Here is a 15,287-nt window from a genome sequence, read left to right as displayed (position 1 = left end):
TCTGTTTCCCGCAAGACTTTGGGCGATGGACGGCAAATCCCTCCAGGAGAAGCTGCGCACCCGGGGCGGCATGGCCGTCGTGTTGGCCGCGGTCGCCTTCGTTTCGCTTGCTCTCTATCTGCCGGCTGCGCGGTTCGGCTTCGTTTGGGACGATAACTCGCTTATCGCCGGCAACTCGCTGCTGGCTCATTCCCGGCCGGCTGACATCTTCTCGCGCGGATTCTGGGCCGGCAGTCCGGAGCCGGCTGCCGGGTCGGGCGCCGCCTACTACCGGCCGCTGGTAACCCTGAGCTTCTGGCTGGACCAGGCCCTGTCCCGCAACAACGCGCACTGGTTCCATGTCGTCAACCTGCTGCTCTACGCACTGGCTGCCGCCGCGGTGACCCTGGTGCTGTGGGAGTTGCTTCATTCGGGAGTCTGGGCACTGATCGGCGGCATGCTCTTTGCCGCCCATCCGTCGCACGTTGAGTCAGTCGCGTTCGTATCGGGACGAACCGACATCATGCTGACCCTGTTCGTGGGGGTAGCCTCCTTCTCCCTGCTTCGGTCCTTCCGCAAGCACAACCGCTGGTGGTGGTTTGTGGTTCTGCCTGCATTCGGCCTTGCCCTGCTGAGCAAGGAAACGGCAGTGCTCTTCCCGCTGCTCATCGCGCTTGCCCCGTTCCTGTTGGGCGTCAGGTTCGACCGGCGCTACTGGCTGCTGACCCTGGCGGCGGTGGCGATTCTTGCCGGCTACCTGCTGCTGCGGGCCGTCGCGGTTCCGGTGCCCATCCCGGTCGAGCGCGGAGTCGGAATCTGGGGCAGGCTCGCGGCCGTCGCCAACACCCTGGGGCTCTACATCAGGATGTTCTTCTGGCCGTTCGAGCACCGCGCCAAGTACCCGGCCAGTGACGCGTTCCTCGTCCCGACCCAGCATCTGCTCTTCGCCCTGCTCTTCATCGTCTCGGTTCCGCTCCTCGCGCTGAAGCGGCGGTTCACGGCCACGCTCTGGGGCTACGCCTGGACCCTGGCCTTCCTGCTGCCGGTCTCCAACATCGCTTCCATCGGCCCGCTGGCCGCGGAACGGCTGCTCTGCCTGCCCTCGGCCGGCATGGTGATGGTGCTGGTGATTGCACTCTCGCGCCTGCTCACTTTCCGGGTCAAGACGCGGAAAGTGGTCGGCTTCGCGCTCGCCGCGGTTATCGTGGTGCTCGGCGCCGATGCGATGGCACGCACCCGGATCTGGAGAAGCAACGAGACGCTCTTCACGGCGATGGTCCGCGAAGCGCCGGACGCGCCCAGCGCCTACGCGAACCTTGGTGACGCGATTGCCGGGCTCCGGCCGGATTCCGCGCTCGCGCTGTACAACCACGCGCTCCGGCTCGACCAGGGTTTCGTCCATGCCTACATACACGCCGGGATGCTGCTCAGCGAGAAGGGTGACCACCGCCAGGCAATTCACAATCTGCGCCTTGCCAACGAACTGGAGCCTAACTCGGAACTCGCCGTCAACGTACTGGGACTGGCATTTGTCGCCGCCGGTCAGGCCGAGAGCGCCCTGGCTACCTTCGACCGCGCCATCTCCGTCCATCCCGGCTCGGCCCTGCTCCACCTCAACCGCTCCAATGCGCTCGTTGCAGTCGGACGAGCGGGAGAGGCAGAAGCAGAACTGCACCGCTCCCTGGCGCTGGACAGCACGCTGCCATCGGCGCGGCTGCAGCTCGCCGAGCGGCTGAAGCTGCGCGGGCGGTACGATAGCGCCGCAGCAATGGTCCAGGCCGTGGTCGACGACTATCCGACTGCCCGGTACTTCAACCAGCTGGGCAGCCTGCTGGTCGCCGCCGGCGACTCCGACCGGGCGGAAGGGATCTACCGGTCAGCCCTGCGGCTGGACTCAACGTACGTGCCGACCTTGTACAACCTGGCAGTACTCACTGCTGCGAAAGGCGAATCGGTCGCGGCCCGCGTCCTGGCTGAACGGGCGCTCCGCCTGCGGCCCGACCTCCAGGCAGTCAAGGAACTCTGCGACCACCTGGCGCCGGATTCATCACCCCCGGTCCCAGGTCCCTAGTCCCTCTCTTCAGTACCGCGCTGCAATCGGCATGCGCCAGCCGGTCCCGAACGCCCGGCTGGTCACCTTCAGTCCTGGTGCGGCCTGGCGTCGCTTGTACTCATTCCGGTTCACGGCGCCGATGACCCACTCAACGGTCTTACGCTCCAGTCCGGACGCCACGATCTGGTCCGCGGATAGGCCCTCGTCCACATAGCCGGCGATGACAGCATCGAGCACATCGTACGGCGGCAGGGTGTCCTGGTCGGTCTGGTCGGGCCTTAGCTCGGCCGACGGCGGTTTCCGGATGACAGCCGCCGGAATCACCTCGCCCCGGCGATTGATGTGGTCCGCAAGAGAGTAGACAGTGGTCTTTGGCACGTCTGCCAGCACGCAGAGACCGCCGCTCATGTCGCCGTACAACGTGCAATACCCGACCGCCAGCTCGCTCTTGTTGCCCGTCGCCAGCACCAGATGCCCGAGTTTGTTGGAGACCGCCATCAGGATGTTGCCCCGGACACGCGCCTGGATGTTCTCCTCCGTCGCGTCTGGCTTCCGGCCCGTGAACTCGTGCTCAAGCAGCGCCAGGTAGGCGTGATATGCCCCGGTTATGCCGACCTCGCGGAACTCGATCCCGAGATTATCCGCCAGCCGGCGCGAGTCCTCGACACTGCCGCGTGACGAATACTCGGACGGCATGGTGATACCCAGCACGTTCTCCGGCCCGATGGCCGAAGCAGCCAGGCAGCAGACGACCGCGGAGTCGATGCCGCCGGAAAGCCCCAGCACCACCTTCGTGAACCCGCATTTCCGCACGTAGTCGCGTAGACCGAGCACAAGTGCGTCATGGATTGACTCGACAGACTCCAGTTCCCGGTAGTTGGTGTCGCTCCCGTCGTCACCCGCCTCGACCAATGCCAGCCCCTCCTGGAATGACGCCATCACCAATTGGGGCCGGCCCTGCCGGTCAAACGCCATGCTGCGGCCGTCAAAGACCAGTTCGTCGTTCCCGCCAACCTGGTTCACGAAGACGAACGGCACATGGTGCCGCGCAGCGTGGCCGGCAATCAGGCGCTTTCGTACAGCCTCCTTGCCGACTGCGAACGGCGAAGCCGAGATGTTGACCATCAGCGTCGCACCGGCCGAAGCGAGTTCGGCTACCGGGTCTCGCTGATACTCCGCCCTCTCCCACATCTCCGGTGAGTTCCACGCGTCTTCGCAGATGGACATGCCGATTCTCTCACCCCGGAACTCTGCGAGCCGCACTCCCTCAGCCGGTGCGAAGTAGCGCGTCTCATCAAAGACGTCGTAAGTTGGAAGCAGAGACTTGGCCTGCCGGGACAGCTCCCTGCCTCCCACAAAGAGTATCGCGGCGTTGTGCAGACCCTTTCCCAGCCCGCCCGACGAACGTACCGGAGCGCCGATGATGATGCCGATATCGGGGAATCGTTCCGAAATCCGCGCGATGTCGGCCAGACCGGCCTCCACACGGTCAATGAACCAGCTGCGGGCCAACAGGTCCCGCGGCGGGTAGCCGGTCAGCATCAGTTCAGAGAAAACAACCAGGTCGGGCTTCGATTCGCTGGCGTGTTCCAGCGCCTGCTGCACGCGCCGGACGTTTCCGGGCAAGTCACCGACAACCGGGTTGAGCTGGGCGAGGCCAATCCTCATTCGTTATCTTCCTTCGTTCATCGTGCAGCGCTCATCGTTCATCGTCTGTCTTGTAGCAGTCTGCCAAAGCCGCACCTCTTGTCAACAAAGGTAGCTTCACCTATCATCTCTGCCCCGTGCTCCACCTTCTTCTCATCCTGCTGCCTGCACAGCTGACACGGCCGGCTCCAGCGGTCCCGCCGGGGCTGGATACCATTGACCTTTCAGACCGCACGGTAGTTCTGTCGGTCGATGATGGCTACCACAGCGTGTACGAGAACGTCTACCCCTTGCTCAAGCGCTACCGGATGACCATGACTCTCGCTCTGATCGTCGGCTGCATTGGCGAAGGAAAGCCATCCTACAGTCCTTCCGACCGCTTCCTGAACGAACAAGAGGTCAGGGAGATGATGGACTCCAGCGGCATCGAGATCGCCAGCCACACCCTGACCCATCCCTGGCTCAGTCAGCTGGAGACTGAGCACGCCTGGCACGAGATCGCCGACTCAAAGGTCCAGCTTGAGTCGCTCTTCGGCACTGAAGTCATCACGTTCGTCTATCCCTATGGCGACATGAACGGCCGGATCCGCAACCTGGTCCGCCGCGCCGGGTACAAACTGGCTCGCAAGGTCGGCCCGGGTACCCCGAACCTCTGGGTGGAGCCGTACCGGATACCGGAGGTGGAGCTGAGGATTGAGACCCGGCTGCCGGAGATAATCGGCCATGTCCGCCGGAACCGGACGACGGTCATCCTTCTCCATCGCATCGTCCCGACACCCCGGGTCTTCACCGAATGGTCGGTTGATGACTTCGGAGCCTTGCTGGAGTGGATGCACCGGCGCCAGGTTCGGGTCATCACCCTGGCGGGACTCTATCGGGAGTGGTGGCGCGAAAAGCTGAACCGAGCCCTGGTAGAGGCAGTCGGCAGATCGGACCCGACCCGGCTATTCGAGGATGTAGACGTCGACGCCACTCGCACTCCCCATTCCCGCTGACGCGAAGGCGTCCATGTTCTGTTTGCGGCCGACAAAGATGTCTATGTGCTTGCCCCTTATGGCACTGCCTACGTCTTGGGCGTAGAAGACGCCGCCAAGGGTATGGTCGTCGATCGAGACGTTTTCGGCTTGCGGGATGTAGACTACCGAACCCAAGGGTATCAAACGGGGATCTACCGCGATGGACTTAAGTTCGGTAAGCTTGTGCCCGCCACTCCCCAGGAATCGGTCCACGACTTTGGCCCGATTCGCCCGCTTGAGGTAGCTGATGCGCCGCCCGTCTCTCAATTGAGCCGCGGCCTCGAGCCGGAAAGCCCTGACAAAGGCCGAGGAGAATCGGCCGAGAAGCTGGCCATCGGCCAGGTAGAGAGGCGAAGACCGGCTGGTAGGATACTCCGCCTCCTCAACCGCCCAATAGTAAGTGACCTTGAATCGACCAAGATAGCGCCCGCGCGGCGTGCCCGTGCTGTCCTGCCGCCCGCCGAACATGAAGTCGGGAGGCCGGACTCCCGTCCGGACCATGCTGCTAGTGGTCTGCGCCTTGGGCAGGAAACAGGCCGACATGAGCAGAAACAGGCCGACGGCCCATTTTCTCATGGTACAATGGTCCAGATACTGCCCGCCATGTCAAGAGATACCTTGGCTCAGACTTCAGCCAAGTCCGGTGACTGAATCTAAGTAATTTGAATACTGAGACTTAACTAACAGGAAGATCGGCCCGGATAGCCGTGATACCCGCCGCGGACCCCACGAAGAGCGTTCAGACCATTTGTTCTCAGCACTCCCGCTGTGCCCTCGGTCACAGCCACGCGACGAGGAATCGCACCTCTCCACGTATTGCGGACGGGCTTAGCCGAGGTCCAGTTCGCTCTGGCGGTGGTTCGACGCCTTGCGGCAGAAGTGATCGTATGCCCGTTTCTGGGCAATCCGTCCTCGCGGCGTCCTCTGAATGAGCCCCTGCTGGACCAGGAATGGCTCGTACACCTCTTCCAGAGTGCCGACATCCTCTCCTACGGCCACTGCCAGCGATGACGCACCCACTGGTCCGCCACTGAACCGGTCGATTATTGTCGTGAGTATCTTCTTGTCCATCTCATCCAGTCCGAGCGTGTCGACATCGAGTTGGGTCAGAGCATAGCGAGTTATCTCTTTATCCACCAGCTCTTTACCACCCACCTGGGCGAAATCGCGGACGCGCCGCAGCAGCCGGTTGGCGATCCTGGGAGTTCCGCGAGACCTTCGGGCGATTTCCGCGGCCGCATCGTCTTCGACCTTCACGCCGAGGATGCGCGCAGTACGCCGGACGATGAGAACGAGGTCCTCAGCCGGATAGTAGTCGAGATGGAAAGACATGCCGAAGCGGGAGCGCAATGGCGCAGTCAGCAAACCGGAACGGGTTGTGGCTCCGACCAGGGTAAAACCGTGCAAGCCTATCTTCTCGGATCTGGCGCCTGGCCCCTTGTCGATAAGCACGTCGAGCGAGAAGTCCTCCATTGCGGGGTACAGGTATTCTTCCACTGACTTGTTGGTCCGATGTATCTCGTCTATGAACAGCACGTCCTTCGCAGCAAGACCGGTGAGGATGCCGGCAAGATCCACGGGTCGTTCAAGTATCGGTCCCGAACTAGCCCTGAGCGCTGCGCCCATCTCACCCGCGATGATGTAGGCGAGGGTCGTCTTGCCCAGGCCGGGCGGACCGAAGAGCAAGACGTGCTCGAGCGGCTCCCCACGCAGCTTGGCCGCCTCGATGAAAACCCGCAGGTTGTCCCTCAGACGGTCCTGGCCAATGAAGTCATCTAGGGTACGGGGCCGGATTTCCTCGTCCAACGCCTCCTCTCCCCGCATCCGCTGAGGAGATGAAATCCGTTCCGTCTGAACCACGTCCCGGCTAGCCTCGATGTGCCAGCGCCAGCTTCAGGAGCTCCTGCAGGCTGAGGCTCTCGGCCGAACCAACCCGACGCAGACGTTCCTTGGCCTCGCGGTGCGTCAGCCCCAGCGAAACCAGCGCCGACTCCGCGTCCGCCAGCAGACCCGAGCCGCCTTCTGGCGGCAGGGCTTCGGCTTGCAGCTTCTTGATGATACTGTCTGCCTTGGTCGGCCCGATACCGGGCACGGTCCGCAACACGTCAGCCTTGCCGTTGGCTATTATGGATTCTATCTCCGCGGGAGCGAATCGGGATAGCAGGTTCAGGCCAGCCTTGGGTCCGATTCCCGACACCGACATCAGCCGCTGGAACGCGGTCCTCTCATCCTTGTCCAGGAAACCGAACAGCTCCACCCCTTCCCGGGTGAAATGGGTGTGCACGTGCAGAGTGACCTCGCCGCCGTCATCGGCCAACCGCCGTGATGTGGACAGCGGGACTTTCAGGCCGAACCCGATACCCTGGCAGTCAACTACGACCCGTGTCGGGTCCTTCTCTGCCAGGAGGCCGCGTAGTCGTGCTAGCATCGCCGCCCCGCTCTCGCCGGCTGCCTACGACTGAGGCAGTAGGCGGCGGCCAGGGCATCTGCCGCGTGCTCAGAAACCCTCTCCCCCAGAGAGAGCAGCCGTTTGACCATGTAATTCATCTGGTGTTTCGACGCCCGGCCACTCCCGGTCAGGGCCAGCTTGATGGTAGCTGGGGTCAGCTCGGTTACCGGTATGCGGTTCCGGCCCAGAACGTAGATGATCGTGCCGCGAGCCTCGGCCGAGCGAATCACGCTCCTCGCCCCGACCGACTTGAAGAAGAGGGTCTCAAGCGCGCAGATTGTCGGCCGGTTGCGCCGGACCACCTCTTCGAGACCCTCGCCCAGCGATCGGAGCCGTTCTGGAGTGGGTTGACCTGCGTCAGTCGTGATGAGGCCGAACTCGGTGGCCTCGCCGTCTTCGATGATCCCGTATCCGGTCGCGCCCAGCCCTGGGTCAATCCCCAGAATCCTCAAGACAGACTAGTCCTCGGCCGCTATCTTCTCCAGTATCTCTTCGGGGATGTCGGAGTTGTCGTAGACCTGTTGGACCTCTTCGAGTTCCTCCAGCATCTCAATCAGCTTGAGGACCTTGGGCGCTTCCGCCTCGGACAGCTTGACCGAGTTGGCTGCGATCATGGTCAATTCCGCGCTTTCAAACGGGATGGTGGCGTCCTTGAGTTGCTTCTTCACCTTCTCAAGCGCACCAATCGGGGTCGTGATCGAGTAGGCGCTCGCTTCGGTCTTCACGTCGTCGGCCCCGGCCTCCAGCGCCGCGTTCAGAACGGCGTCCTCGCTCGCCTTGTCCTTTGACACGACTATCAGTCCCTGCGGTTTGAACTGCCACGCGACCGACCCGGCCGCGCCCATACTGCCGCCGTACTTGTCGAAGACGTGACGGACTTCCGCCGTGCTCCGGTTCTTGTTGTCGGTCAGCGCTCGGATCATCAGGGCCACTCCGCCCGGACCGTAGCCTTCGTAAATGGTCTCTTCATAGGTGACGCCCGGCAGTTCGCCGGTGCCTTTCTTGATGGCGCGGTCGACGTTGTCGGCCGGCATGTTGATCGCCTTGGCCGACTCGACCGCCGTGCGCAGCCTGGGGTTGGCGTTCACGTCGCCGCCGCCGATCCTGGCAGCCGTAGTGATTTCCCGAATCAGCTTCGAAAAGGCCGCGCCCCGCGCTTGGTCTGCCTTGCCCTTCTTGTGCTTGATTGTGGACCATTTAGAATGCCCGGACATAACTATCCTCCTCAGCAACCGGCACCGCGGCGCCGATTGTCGCATAGTAATTGAACGACAGTCCCGTCACGACACCGGACTCGGATTATCGTCTAGTGTTCTCGCCCCTATTCTATTGCTGGAGGCACTGATGTCAACATCGTGCCGCTCGAATAAGCTTGACAACTGCGGCAAACGACCTTAACTTTGAAGCATCATGCTCCCCCTGACACTGGCCTTGGTTCTAGTCGGGATCGACCCGAACGCCGGCACCACCGGCTTCGACTTTCTCCGTATAACGCCGACCGCCCGCGAGGCGGCAATGGGCGGCGCCGGAATCGGCAGCGCCTCCAGCCCGATGGGCTTCTGGTTCAGCCCGGCGCACGTGCTGACGGCGGAAAGCCCGCGCGCCCATGTCGGCTACCTCAACTACGTGGCAGGTATCCACACCGGCTCCGCCGCTTACAGCCAGCCGGTCGGCACTGACAAGGGCGTGGGGTTCGGGATAGTCTACCTGAACTCCGGTACGATGAAGCGCACCAACGAACGAGGCGAGGAGCTTGGCACGTTCGGCGTCTCTTATGCCAATCTCAACCTCAGCGGAGCAATGCGGCTCGCCGATGACTTCGCGGTCGGCGTTGCCCTGCAAGGGCTATACGGCTCCATCGACACCTTTTTCGGATTGGGACTAGCCGGCAACCTAGGCGCTACCTACCGACTGCCGGTCGCTGGGCTGACCGCCGGTTTGGCGGTGAAGAACGTCGGCTATCAGATCAGGGCTTTCCGGGACAGCGTGGACCCGATGCCGATCGACTTTGGACTTGGGCTTGCCTACCAGCCGAACCCGGCGCTCAATGTGGCACTAGACGTGCGTAAACCGGTTGACAACCGGATCAACGTCCGCGCCGGCGTCGAAGGCTGGGTTGCCGACCTTCTGGTGGTGCGCGCCGGCTATACAACCGAAGGTGTTGACCTCAGAGCCGGCGCCGGCGAAGACATCCTTGCCGGCGTGACCACCGGCCTCGGCTTCCGCTGGCGCGGATACCAACTCGACTACTGCTTCATCCCCATGGTCGAACTCGGCGTCGCCCATCGCCTCTCGCTGGCGTTTTCCCTCTAGCCCGCTCGCGGCAGCAAACCAACCATGAAGAGACAGTTCATCAAGGACATCAAGCCCGGCTCGCAGGTCGATGACGTCTTCTACTGCTCACGCCGGGACGTGAAGGAACGCCGCGACGGCGGCGCCTTCCTGACACTCGAACTGCGTGACAAGACCGGCTCGGTCGCAGCCATAATGTGGGACCGGATTGAGGACGCCCTGCGCTGCGTCGAGGTCGGAGGTTTCTACCGAGTCGCCGGCCGGATGGGAGACTACCAGGGCAAACCGCAGTTCAACGTCAGCGTTATCCACCCGGCCGCCCCTTCCGACATCTCGCGTGACGACTTCATCGCCGCCTCCCGCTATGACCGCGCCGAGATGATGACCGAGCTGCGGGGATACATGGCCGCTGTCAAGAACCAGCATCTCCGCGTCCTGCTGGACTCCTTCTTCGCCGACGAGAAGTTCGTCGAGCAGTTCTCGCTCGCCCCGGGCGGCGCCCGGGTTCACCATGCCTACCTTGGCGGATTGCTCGAGCATACGCTACTGATGGCTCGGCTTGCCCGGAGCTTCCCCTTGGTCTACGAGGAGATTGACGCCGATCTCTTGCTTGCCGGCGTCATACTGCACGACGTGGGCAAGATCCGCGAGTACGTCTACGACGTTGCGATTGACCATTCCTATGACGGGCGCCTTCTCGGCCACATCACGCTTGGGTATCAGATGGTCCAGGACAAGATAGCAGGCATAGAGGGATTCCCGGTGGAAACGGCCCGGATGCTGCTCCACATCATCCTGGCCCACCACGGCCAGATGGAATTCGGCTCGCCCAAGACCCCGAAGTTCGCCGAGGCGTTCATTGTCTACTTCCTGGACAATCTTGATGCCCGCGCGGCGATGTTCCGCGAGGCGGTCGAGAGGAACCCGGGCACCAAGTGGACCGACTACCAGACCTACCTGGAAACGAACGTCTACATAAAAGACCCGCCCGCCGGATAGGCGAGCCATGTTCGCTCCCGCGATCGCGTCGCCGGTTCCCGACCCCGACTTTCCCACCCTCGAGGCAGCCTGCCGGCAACTCGGCGTCGAATTGACCCAGCCGCAATACGACTCGCTCCTCCGCTATGCGCAGCTGCTGCGGGACTGGAACCAGCGCATCAACCTCGTCTCGCGCCGCGACACCGGGCGCATCCTCTCCTATCACGCGATTGACTCCCTGGCCGTGCAGCGTTTGCTGCCTCCCGCCGCGCGGGTATGCGATATCGGGAGCGGGGCCGGCCTGCCCGGCATACCTCTCGCCATCGCCCGGCCCGACCTCAGGATGCAGCTCATCGAATCGTCACAGAAGAGAAGTCGTTTCCTGCAGACCGCGGTGACCGAACTCGGCCTCGCCCATGTTGAGGTACTGAACGCGCGGGCGGAGTCACTGCCGTCCCTGGAATGCGACGTCGTCCTCAGCCGGCTTTCCGGGCCTCTCCAGGACGTGGTGCGCTACGCGGGTCGGCACCGGAAGCCGAACGGCAGCATCATCTTGTACAAGACTCGAGATTGCTCGGCGGAACTCTCAAAGGCCGGCAGGCTGCTGGCGCGCAATCTCCTGCGTGTCGCCGGTTCGCACGACATCCTTCTCCCCCTTTCCAGCATCCCCCGTCGTTTCATCGTCCTCGGCTCTCAGAAGTAGGAACTGCCCGCAAAAAGAAAGAAGGCCGTTTGGCCTTCAATCTTTCAGAATTGGATGTAACGACAAAAAGCGTGCCCGGGTTCGTGCAAAACTCGTAGAAAGGAGGTGATCCAGCCGCACGTTCCCGTACGGCTACCTTGTTACGACTTCGCCCCAGTCATCGGCCCTGCCTTAGGCCCTCGTAAAGAGGGACTTTGGGCATTGCCGACTCCCATGGCGTGACGGGCGGTGTGTACAAGACCCGGGAACGTATTCACCACTGCATGCTGATCAGTGATTACTAGCGATTCCATCTTCATGCAGGCGAGTTGCAGCCTGCAATCCGAACCATGGCCGCTTTTACAGGATTGGCATCACCTCGCGATGTAGCATCCCATTGTAACGGCCACTGTAGGACGTGTGTAGCCCTGGGCATAAGGACCATGATGACTTGACGTTATCCCCACCTTCCTCCTCCTTGACGGAGGCAGTCCCCCTAGAGTGCACCCTCGCGGGTTTGCAACTAGGGGCAGGGGTTGCGCTCGTTGCGGGACTTAACCATACACCTCACGGCACGAGCTGACGACAGCCATGCAGCACCTGTGCAGGCTCCAGGGTAAACCCCGGTCGCTTCCCTTTCGGGTCACTACTACCTGCATGTCAAGCCCAGGTAAGGTTCTTCGCGTAGCATCGAATTGAACCACATCCTCCACCGCTTGTGCGGGTCCCCGTCAATTCCTTTGAGTTTCAACCTTGCGGCCGTAGTCCCCAGGCGGTACATTTAACGCGTTGGCTCCGGCACGGGGAAAATCCCCACGCCTAATGTACATCGTTTACAGCTAGGACTACCAGGGTATCTAATCCTGTTTGCTCCCCTAGCTTTCGTGTTTCAGCGTCAGGAACGTCCCAGAAACCTGCCTTCGCTATCGGCGTTCCTTCTGATATCTACGCATTTTACCGCTACACCAGAAGTTCCAGTTTCCTCTTCCGTCCTCAAGGCTGGTAGTTTCGACAGCACTTTCCCGGTTAAGCCGGGAGCTTTCACCATCGACACGCCAGTCCGCCTGCACACCCTTTACGCCCAGTAAATCCGGACAGCGCTTGCCCCCTACGTATTACCGCGGCTGCTGGCACGTAGTTAGCCGGGGCTTCCTTTGGCAGTACCGTCACCGTTCCGGCAGTTACTCCGGAACGGCATCGCTCCGCCTGTCAGGAGTTTACATCCCGAAAGACTTCATCCTCCACGCGGTGTCGCTGGGTCAGGCTTTCGCCCATTGCCCAAATTTCTAGACTGCTGCCTCCCGTAGGAGTGGGGACCGTATCGCAGTTCCCCTGTGGCCGGTCACGCTCTCACGCCGGCTACCCGTCGTTGCCATGGTGGGCCGTTACCCCGCCATCAAGCTGATAGGACAAGAGCCCGTCCAGAGGCGGCACCTTGCGGCGCCTTTGCTGCGGCAGAGATGCCTCCGCCGCAGAACATGGGGTATTAGCCCACCTTTCGGTGGGTTGTGCCCCTCCTGAGGGATGGTTGCCCTTGTATTGCTCACCCGTTCGCCGCTAAACACACCACTGTATTGCTACAACAATGTATCCCGCCCGACTTGCATGTCTAAGACACACCGCCAGCGCTAGTCCTGAGCCAGGATCAAACCCTCCAAGCAAAAAATCTTAGGGGTCTGTCTGCTCTGATGTCTTGAATCAACTAGTTATGGCACAAACCCGAGCACGCTTTGGGTTACATCCGAATTATCAAAGAACGATATGCCTGTGACCAAGGATACAGAGAAACGGCCTTTTGTCAACCCCATACTTGCACAGAGCTTGTGGCACTCATATCCTGCCTGTTCATACACTTAGCTCGGGATCGCGCCAGACCCGGATACCGACAGCGTGAAGGGGTCGCAAATCGTCCCCAGACACCTCGAAAACCGTGGCAGAAACACCACTGGTGGGGTCACAGAGACCCGAACCACAGCCGAAAGTAGCCTGTCCCGATCCAGGTTCAGGCCTGAGTAGAGATCGAGCTCAGGAAGGCTTGCGCTTGGGTTTGCGCCCGAGAGACGGCCTGGGGCTGTACTTGACCCGGAGACTGCGGCCTGAAGCTTGTGCGGCCACCAAGGCCGCGGCCGGCGACCGCAAGCCTTGACTCAGCTCTTATTCGTGTCGGTGGGAGGCTTGGGACTATCGGACTTGGCCGATGTCCCGCTGTCACTGGAAGGCTTGCGCTTGTAGTCGGTAGTGTAGAAACCGGAGCCCTTGAATATCAGGCCGCTGCCGCCGGAAATGATCTGCTCCACGCAGTTCCTCTTCCTACACTTCGGGCAGTCCTTGATGGGCGGGTCAACAATCCGCTGGAACTCGCTGAAGCGGTGTCCGCACTTCTGGCACTGATACTCGTAGGTAGGCATGGCTGGAGACGCGCTACGCTCTACGCACCACGCATCACGCTGAAATGAGGACCACCCCCGCCGCGAAGCGGCGGGGGTGGTTCCAGCGTCATGCGTCAGGCGTTATGCGTTACGCGTCAGGCGTTTCTAGTAGTCCCCGCCGTATCCGCCGCCGCCGCCCGGTGGCATCGGCGGCATCTTCTCTTTCTCCGGCAGCTCGGCGATGGCGCACTCGGTGGTGAGCATCAGGCTGGCCACGCTCGCCGCGTTCTGCAGGGCGACGCGAGCAACCTTGGTCGGGTCGATCACGCCGGCCTCGAACATGTCGACGTACTCGAGCGACTCGCAGTTGAAGCCCATGTTGGGCTTGTCCGACTTTACCCGCTCAAACACGATGGAGCCGTCCACGCCGGCGTTCTCGGCCAGCATCCGGATCGGTTCCTCGAGCGCCCGCTTGACGATGGCTGCGCCGACCTTCTCGTCGCCCTCGAGCTTCATCTTCTCGATGGCGGGGATGCAGCGCACCAGGGCGACGCCGCCGCCCGGCACCACGCCCTCTTCGACCGCGGCCCGGGTCGCGTGCAGCGCGTCCTCGACCAGCGCCTTCTTCGCCTTCATCTCGACCTCAGTGGAAGCACCGACGTTGATGACCGCAACGCCGCCGGCCAGCTTGGCCAGCCGTTCCTGCAGCTTCTCCTTGTCGTAGTCGGACTTGGTCTCCTCGACCTGCTTCCGGATCTGCTCGATCCGGGCGGTGATGTCGGCCTTCTTGCCGGCACCCTCGACGATGGTCGTGTTCTCTTTGTCGATGACGACCCGCTTGGCGATACCCAGGTCGGAAACCTGGACGTTCTCGAGCTTGATGCCGAGGTCCTCAGAGATCAGCCGGCCGCCGGTCAGCACGGCGATATCCTCGAGCATCGCCCGACGGCGGTCGCCGTAGCCCGGGGCCTTCACGGCGGCGCAGCGGAGCGTGCCCTTGATGTGATTGACGACCAGCGCGGCCAGCGCCTCGCCTTCTACTTCCTCGGCGATGATCAGCACCGGCTTGCCCCGCTGGGCGACCTTCTCGAGCACGGGCAGCAGGTCGCGCATCGACGAGATCTTCTTCTCATAGAGCAGGACCAGCGCGTCCTCGACGACGGCTTCCATCTTCGGGTTCTGCGGGGTGGTCGTACCGGGCTCCAGCGCGAAGTAAGGCGACAGGTAGCCGCGGTCGAACTGCATGCCCTCCACGACCTCGAGCGTCGTCTCGACCGACTTCGCCTCTTCGACCGTGATCACGCCTTCCTTGCCGACCTTCTCCATCGCGTCGGCAATCAGCTTGCCGATCTCCTTGTCGTTGTTGGCGGAGATGGCCGCGACCTGCATGATCTCCTCGCGGCCGGTGGTCTTCTTCGACATCTTCTTCAGCTCGGCCACTGCGGTCTCGACCGCCGCATCAACGCCGCGCTTCAAGGCCATCGAGTTCGCGCCGGCGGTGACGTTCTTCAGGCCCTCGCGATAGATCGCCTCGGCCAGCACCGTCGCGGTGGTCGTGCCGTCTCCGGCAACGTCGGAAGTCTTGGACGCCACTTCCTTGATCATCTGGGCGCCCATGTTCTCGAACTTGTCTTCGAGCTCGACTTCCTTGGCCACGGTCACGCCGTCCTTGGTAACGGTCGGCGCGCCCCACTTCTTGTCGATGATGACATTGTGGCCGCGTGGTCCCAGGGTCACCTTCACCGCGTGCGCCAACTGCTGCGCCCCGCGGAGAATCGCTCGCCGTGCTTCGTCTTCGAATCTCAAATCTTTGGCTGGCATG

General features: G+C 62.3%; 13 protein-coding genes and 1 rRNA gene. 5 read left to right on the top strand and 9 right to left on the bottom strand.

All coding sequences use genetic code 11. The annotated features are described in order from the left end of the window. Positions 1 to 25: 25 nt before the first annotated feature. Complete coding sequence (locus FJY68_00740) at positions 26 to 2,050, top strand: tetratricopeptide repeat protein (GenBank protein MBM3330357.1); 2,025 nt, start codon at positions 26 to 28, stop codon at positions 2,048 to 2,050. A 9-nt stretch (positions 2,051 to 2,059) separates the two neighbouring features. On the opposite strand, the gene FJY68_00735 is transcribed toward FJY68_00740, so the two are convergent. Beyond that, entirely contained in the window at positions 2,060 to 3,700 is a 1,641-nt protein-coding gene (locus FJY68_00735) for an NAD+ synthase (GenBank protein ID MBM3330356.1), read from the bottom strand. A gap of 116 nt (positions 3,701 to 3,816) precedes the next feature. On the opposite strand from FJY68_00735, the gene FJY68_00730 reads away from it, so the two are divergent. Beyond that, positions 3,817 to 4,674 (top strand): polysaccharide deacetylase family protein, encoded by an 858-nt coding sequence (locus FJY68_00730; GenBank protein ID MBM3330355.1) that lies wholly within the window; start codon positions 3,817 to 3,819, stop codon positions 4,672 to 4,674. Here FJY68_00730 and FJY68_00725 read toward each other — a convergent pair. The 5 genes from FJY68_00725 to FJY68_00705 form a co-directional block, all read right to left on the bottom strand. Beyond that, positions 4,624 to 5,271 carry a hypothetical protein gene (locus FJY68_00725; protein MBM3330354.1) on the bottom strand — a complete coding sequence of 216 codons (648 nt, stop codon included), beginning with the start codon at positions 5,269 to 5,271 and terminating at the stop codon, positions 4,624 to 4,626. The two genes, FJY68_00730 and FJY68_00725, sit on opposite strands and share 51 nt — an antisense overlap. A gap of 252 nt (positions 5,272 to 5,523) precedes the next feature. Continuing rightward, positions 5,524 to 6,519, bottom strand: coding sequence for a Holliday junction branch migration DNA helicase RuvB (ruvB, locus tag FJY68_00720; GenBank protein ID MBM3330353.1), 996 nt, complete (start codon positions 6,517 to 6,519; stop codon positions 5,524 to 5,526). 43 nt (positions 6,520 to 6,562) lie between these two features. After that, on the bottom strand, positions 6,563 to 7,123 hold the full coding sequence (locus tag FJY68_00715; protein ID MBM3330352.1) for a Holliday junction branch migration protein RuvA: 561 nt from the start codon (positions 7,121 to 7,123) through the stop codon (positions 6,563 to 6,565). Next, positions 7,117 to 7,596: a crossover junction endodeoxyribonuclease RuvC gene (locus FJY68_00710; protein MBM3330351.1), complete on the bottom strand. Its 480-nt coding sequence runs from the start codon at positions 7,594 to 7,596 to the stop codon at positions 7,117 to 7,119. Before FJY68_00710 ends, FJY68_00715 begins: the two co-directional genes overlap by 7 nt. A 6-nt stretch (positions 7,597 to 7,602) precedes the next feature. Beyond that, a complete protein-coding gene (locus FJY68_00705) occupies positions 7,603 to 8,358 on the bottom strand; it encodes a YebC/PmpR family DNA-binding transcriptional regulator (protein MBM3330350.1) in 756 nt (251 codons plus the stop codon). A gap of 196 nt (positions 8,359 to 8,554) precedes the next feature. On the opposite strand from FJY68_00705, the gene FJY68_00700 reads away from it, so the two are divergent. Genes FJY68_00700 through rsmG form a run of 3 tightly spaced genes read left to right on the top strand, consistent with a single transcriptional unit; the run spans position 8,555 to position 11,117 of the window. After that, positions 8,555 to 9,457: a PorV/PorQ family protein gene (locus FJY68_00700; protein MBM3330349.1), complete on the top strand. Its 903-nt coding sequence runs from the start codon at positions 8,555 to 8,557 to the stop codon at positions 9,455 to 9,457. 24 nt (positions 9,458 to 9,481) lie between these two features. Next, positions 9,482 to 10,435, top strand: coding sequence for an HD domain-containing protein (locus tag FJY68_00695; GenBank protein ID MBM3330348.1), 954 nt, complete (start codon positions 9,482 to 9,484; stop codon positions 10,433 to 10,435). A gap of 7 nt (positions 10,436 to 10,442) precedes the next feature. After that, positions 10,443 to 11,117: a 16S rRNA (guanine(527)-N(7))-methyltransferase RsmG gene (gene rsmG / locus FJY68_00690; GenBank protein ID MBM3330347.1), complete on the top strand. Its 675-nt coding sequence runs from the start codon at positions 10,443 to 10,445 to the stop codon at positions 11,115 to 11,117. Positions 11,118 to 11,213: 96 nt separating this feature from the next. On the opposite strand, the gene FJY68_00685 is transcribed toward rsmG, so the two are convergent. The 3 genes from FJY68_00685 to groL form a co-directional block, all read right to left on the bottom strand. Continuing rightward, a 16S ribosomal RNA gene (locus tag FJY68_00685) occupies positions 11,214 to 12,753 on the bottom strand. Positions 12,754 to 13,243: 490 nt separating this feature from the next. Continuing rightward, complete coding sequence (locus FJY68_00680) at positions 13,244 to 13,504, bottom strand: zinc ribbon domain-containing protein (GenBank protein ID MBM3330346.1); 261 nt, start codon at positions 13,502 to 13,504, stop codon at positions 13,244 to 13,246. A 126-nt stretch (positions 13,505 to 13,630) separates the two neighbouring features. Further along, positions 13,631 to 15,286 (bottom strand): chaperonin GroEL, encoded by a 1,656-nt coding sequence (gene groL, locus FJY68_00675; protein ID MBM3330345.1) that lies wholly within the window; start codon positions 15,284 to 15,286, stop codon positions 13,631 to 13,633. Position 15,287 lies beyond the last annotated feature (1 nt).

Source organism: candidate division WOR-3 bacterium (genome assembly GCA_016867815.1).
Lineage (GTDB): Bacteria > Hydrothermota > Tepidihabitantia > Tepidihabitantales > Tepidihabitantaceae > UBA2258.
The sequence above is the reverse complement of the archived record's forward strand: the minus strand, read 5'-3'. Positions and strand labels throughout refer to the sequence as shown.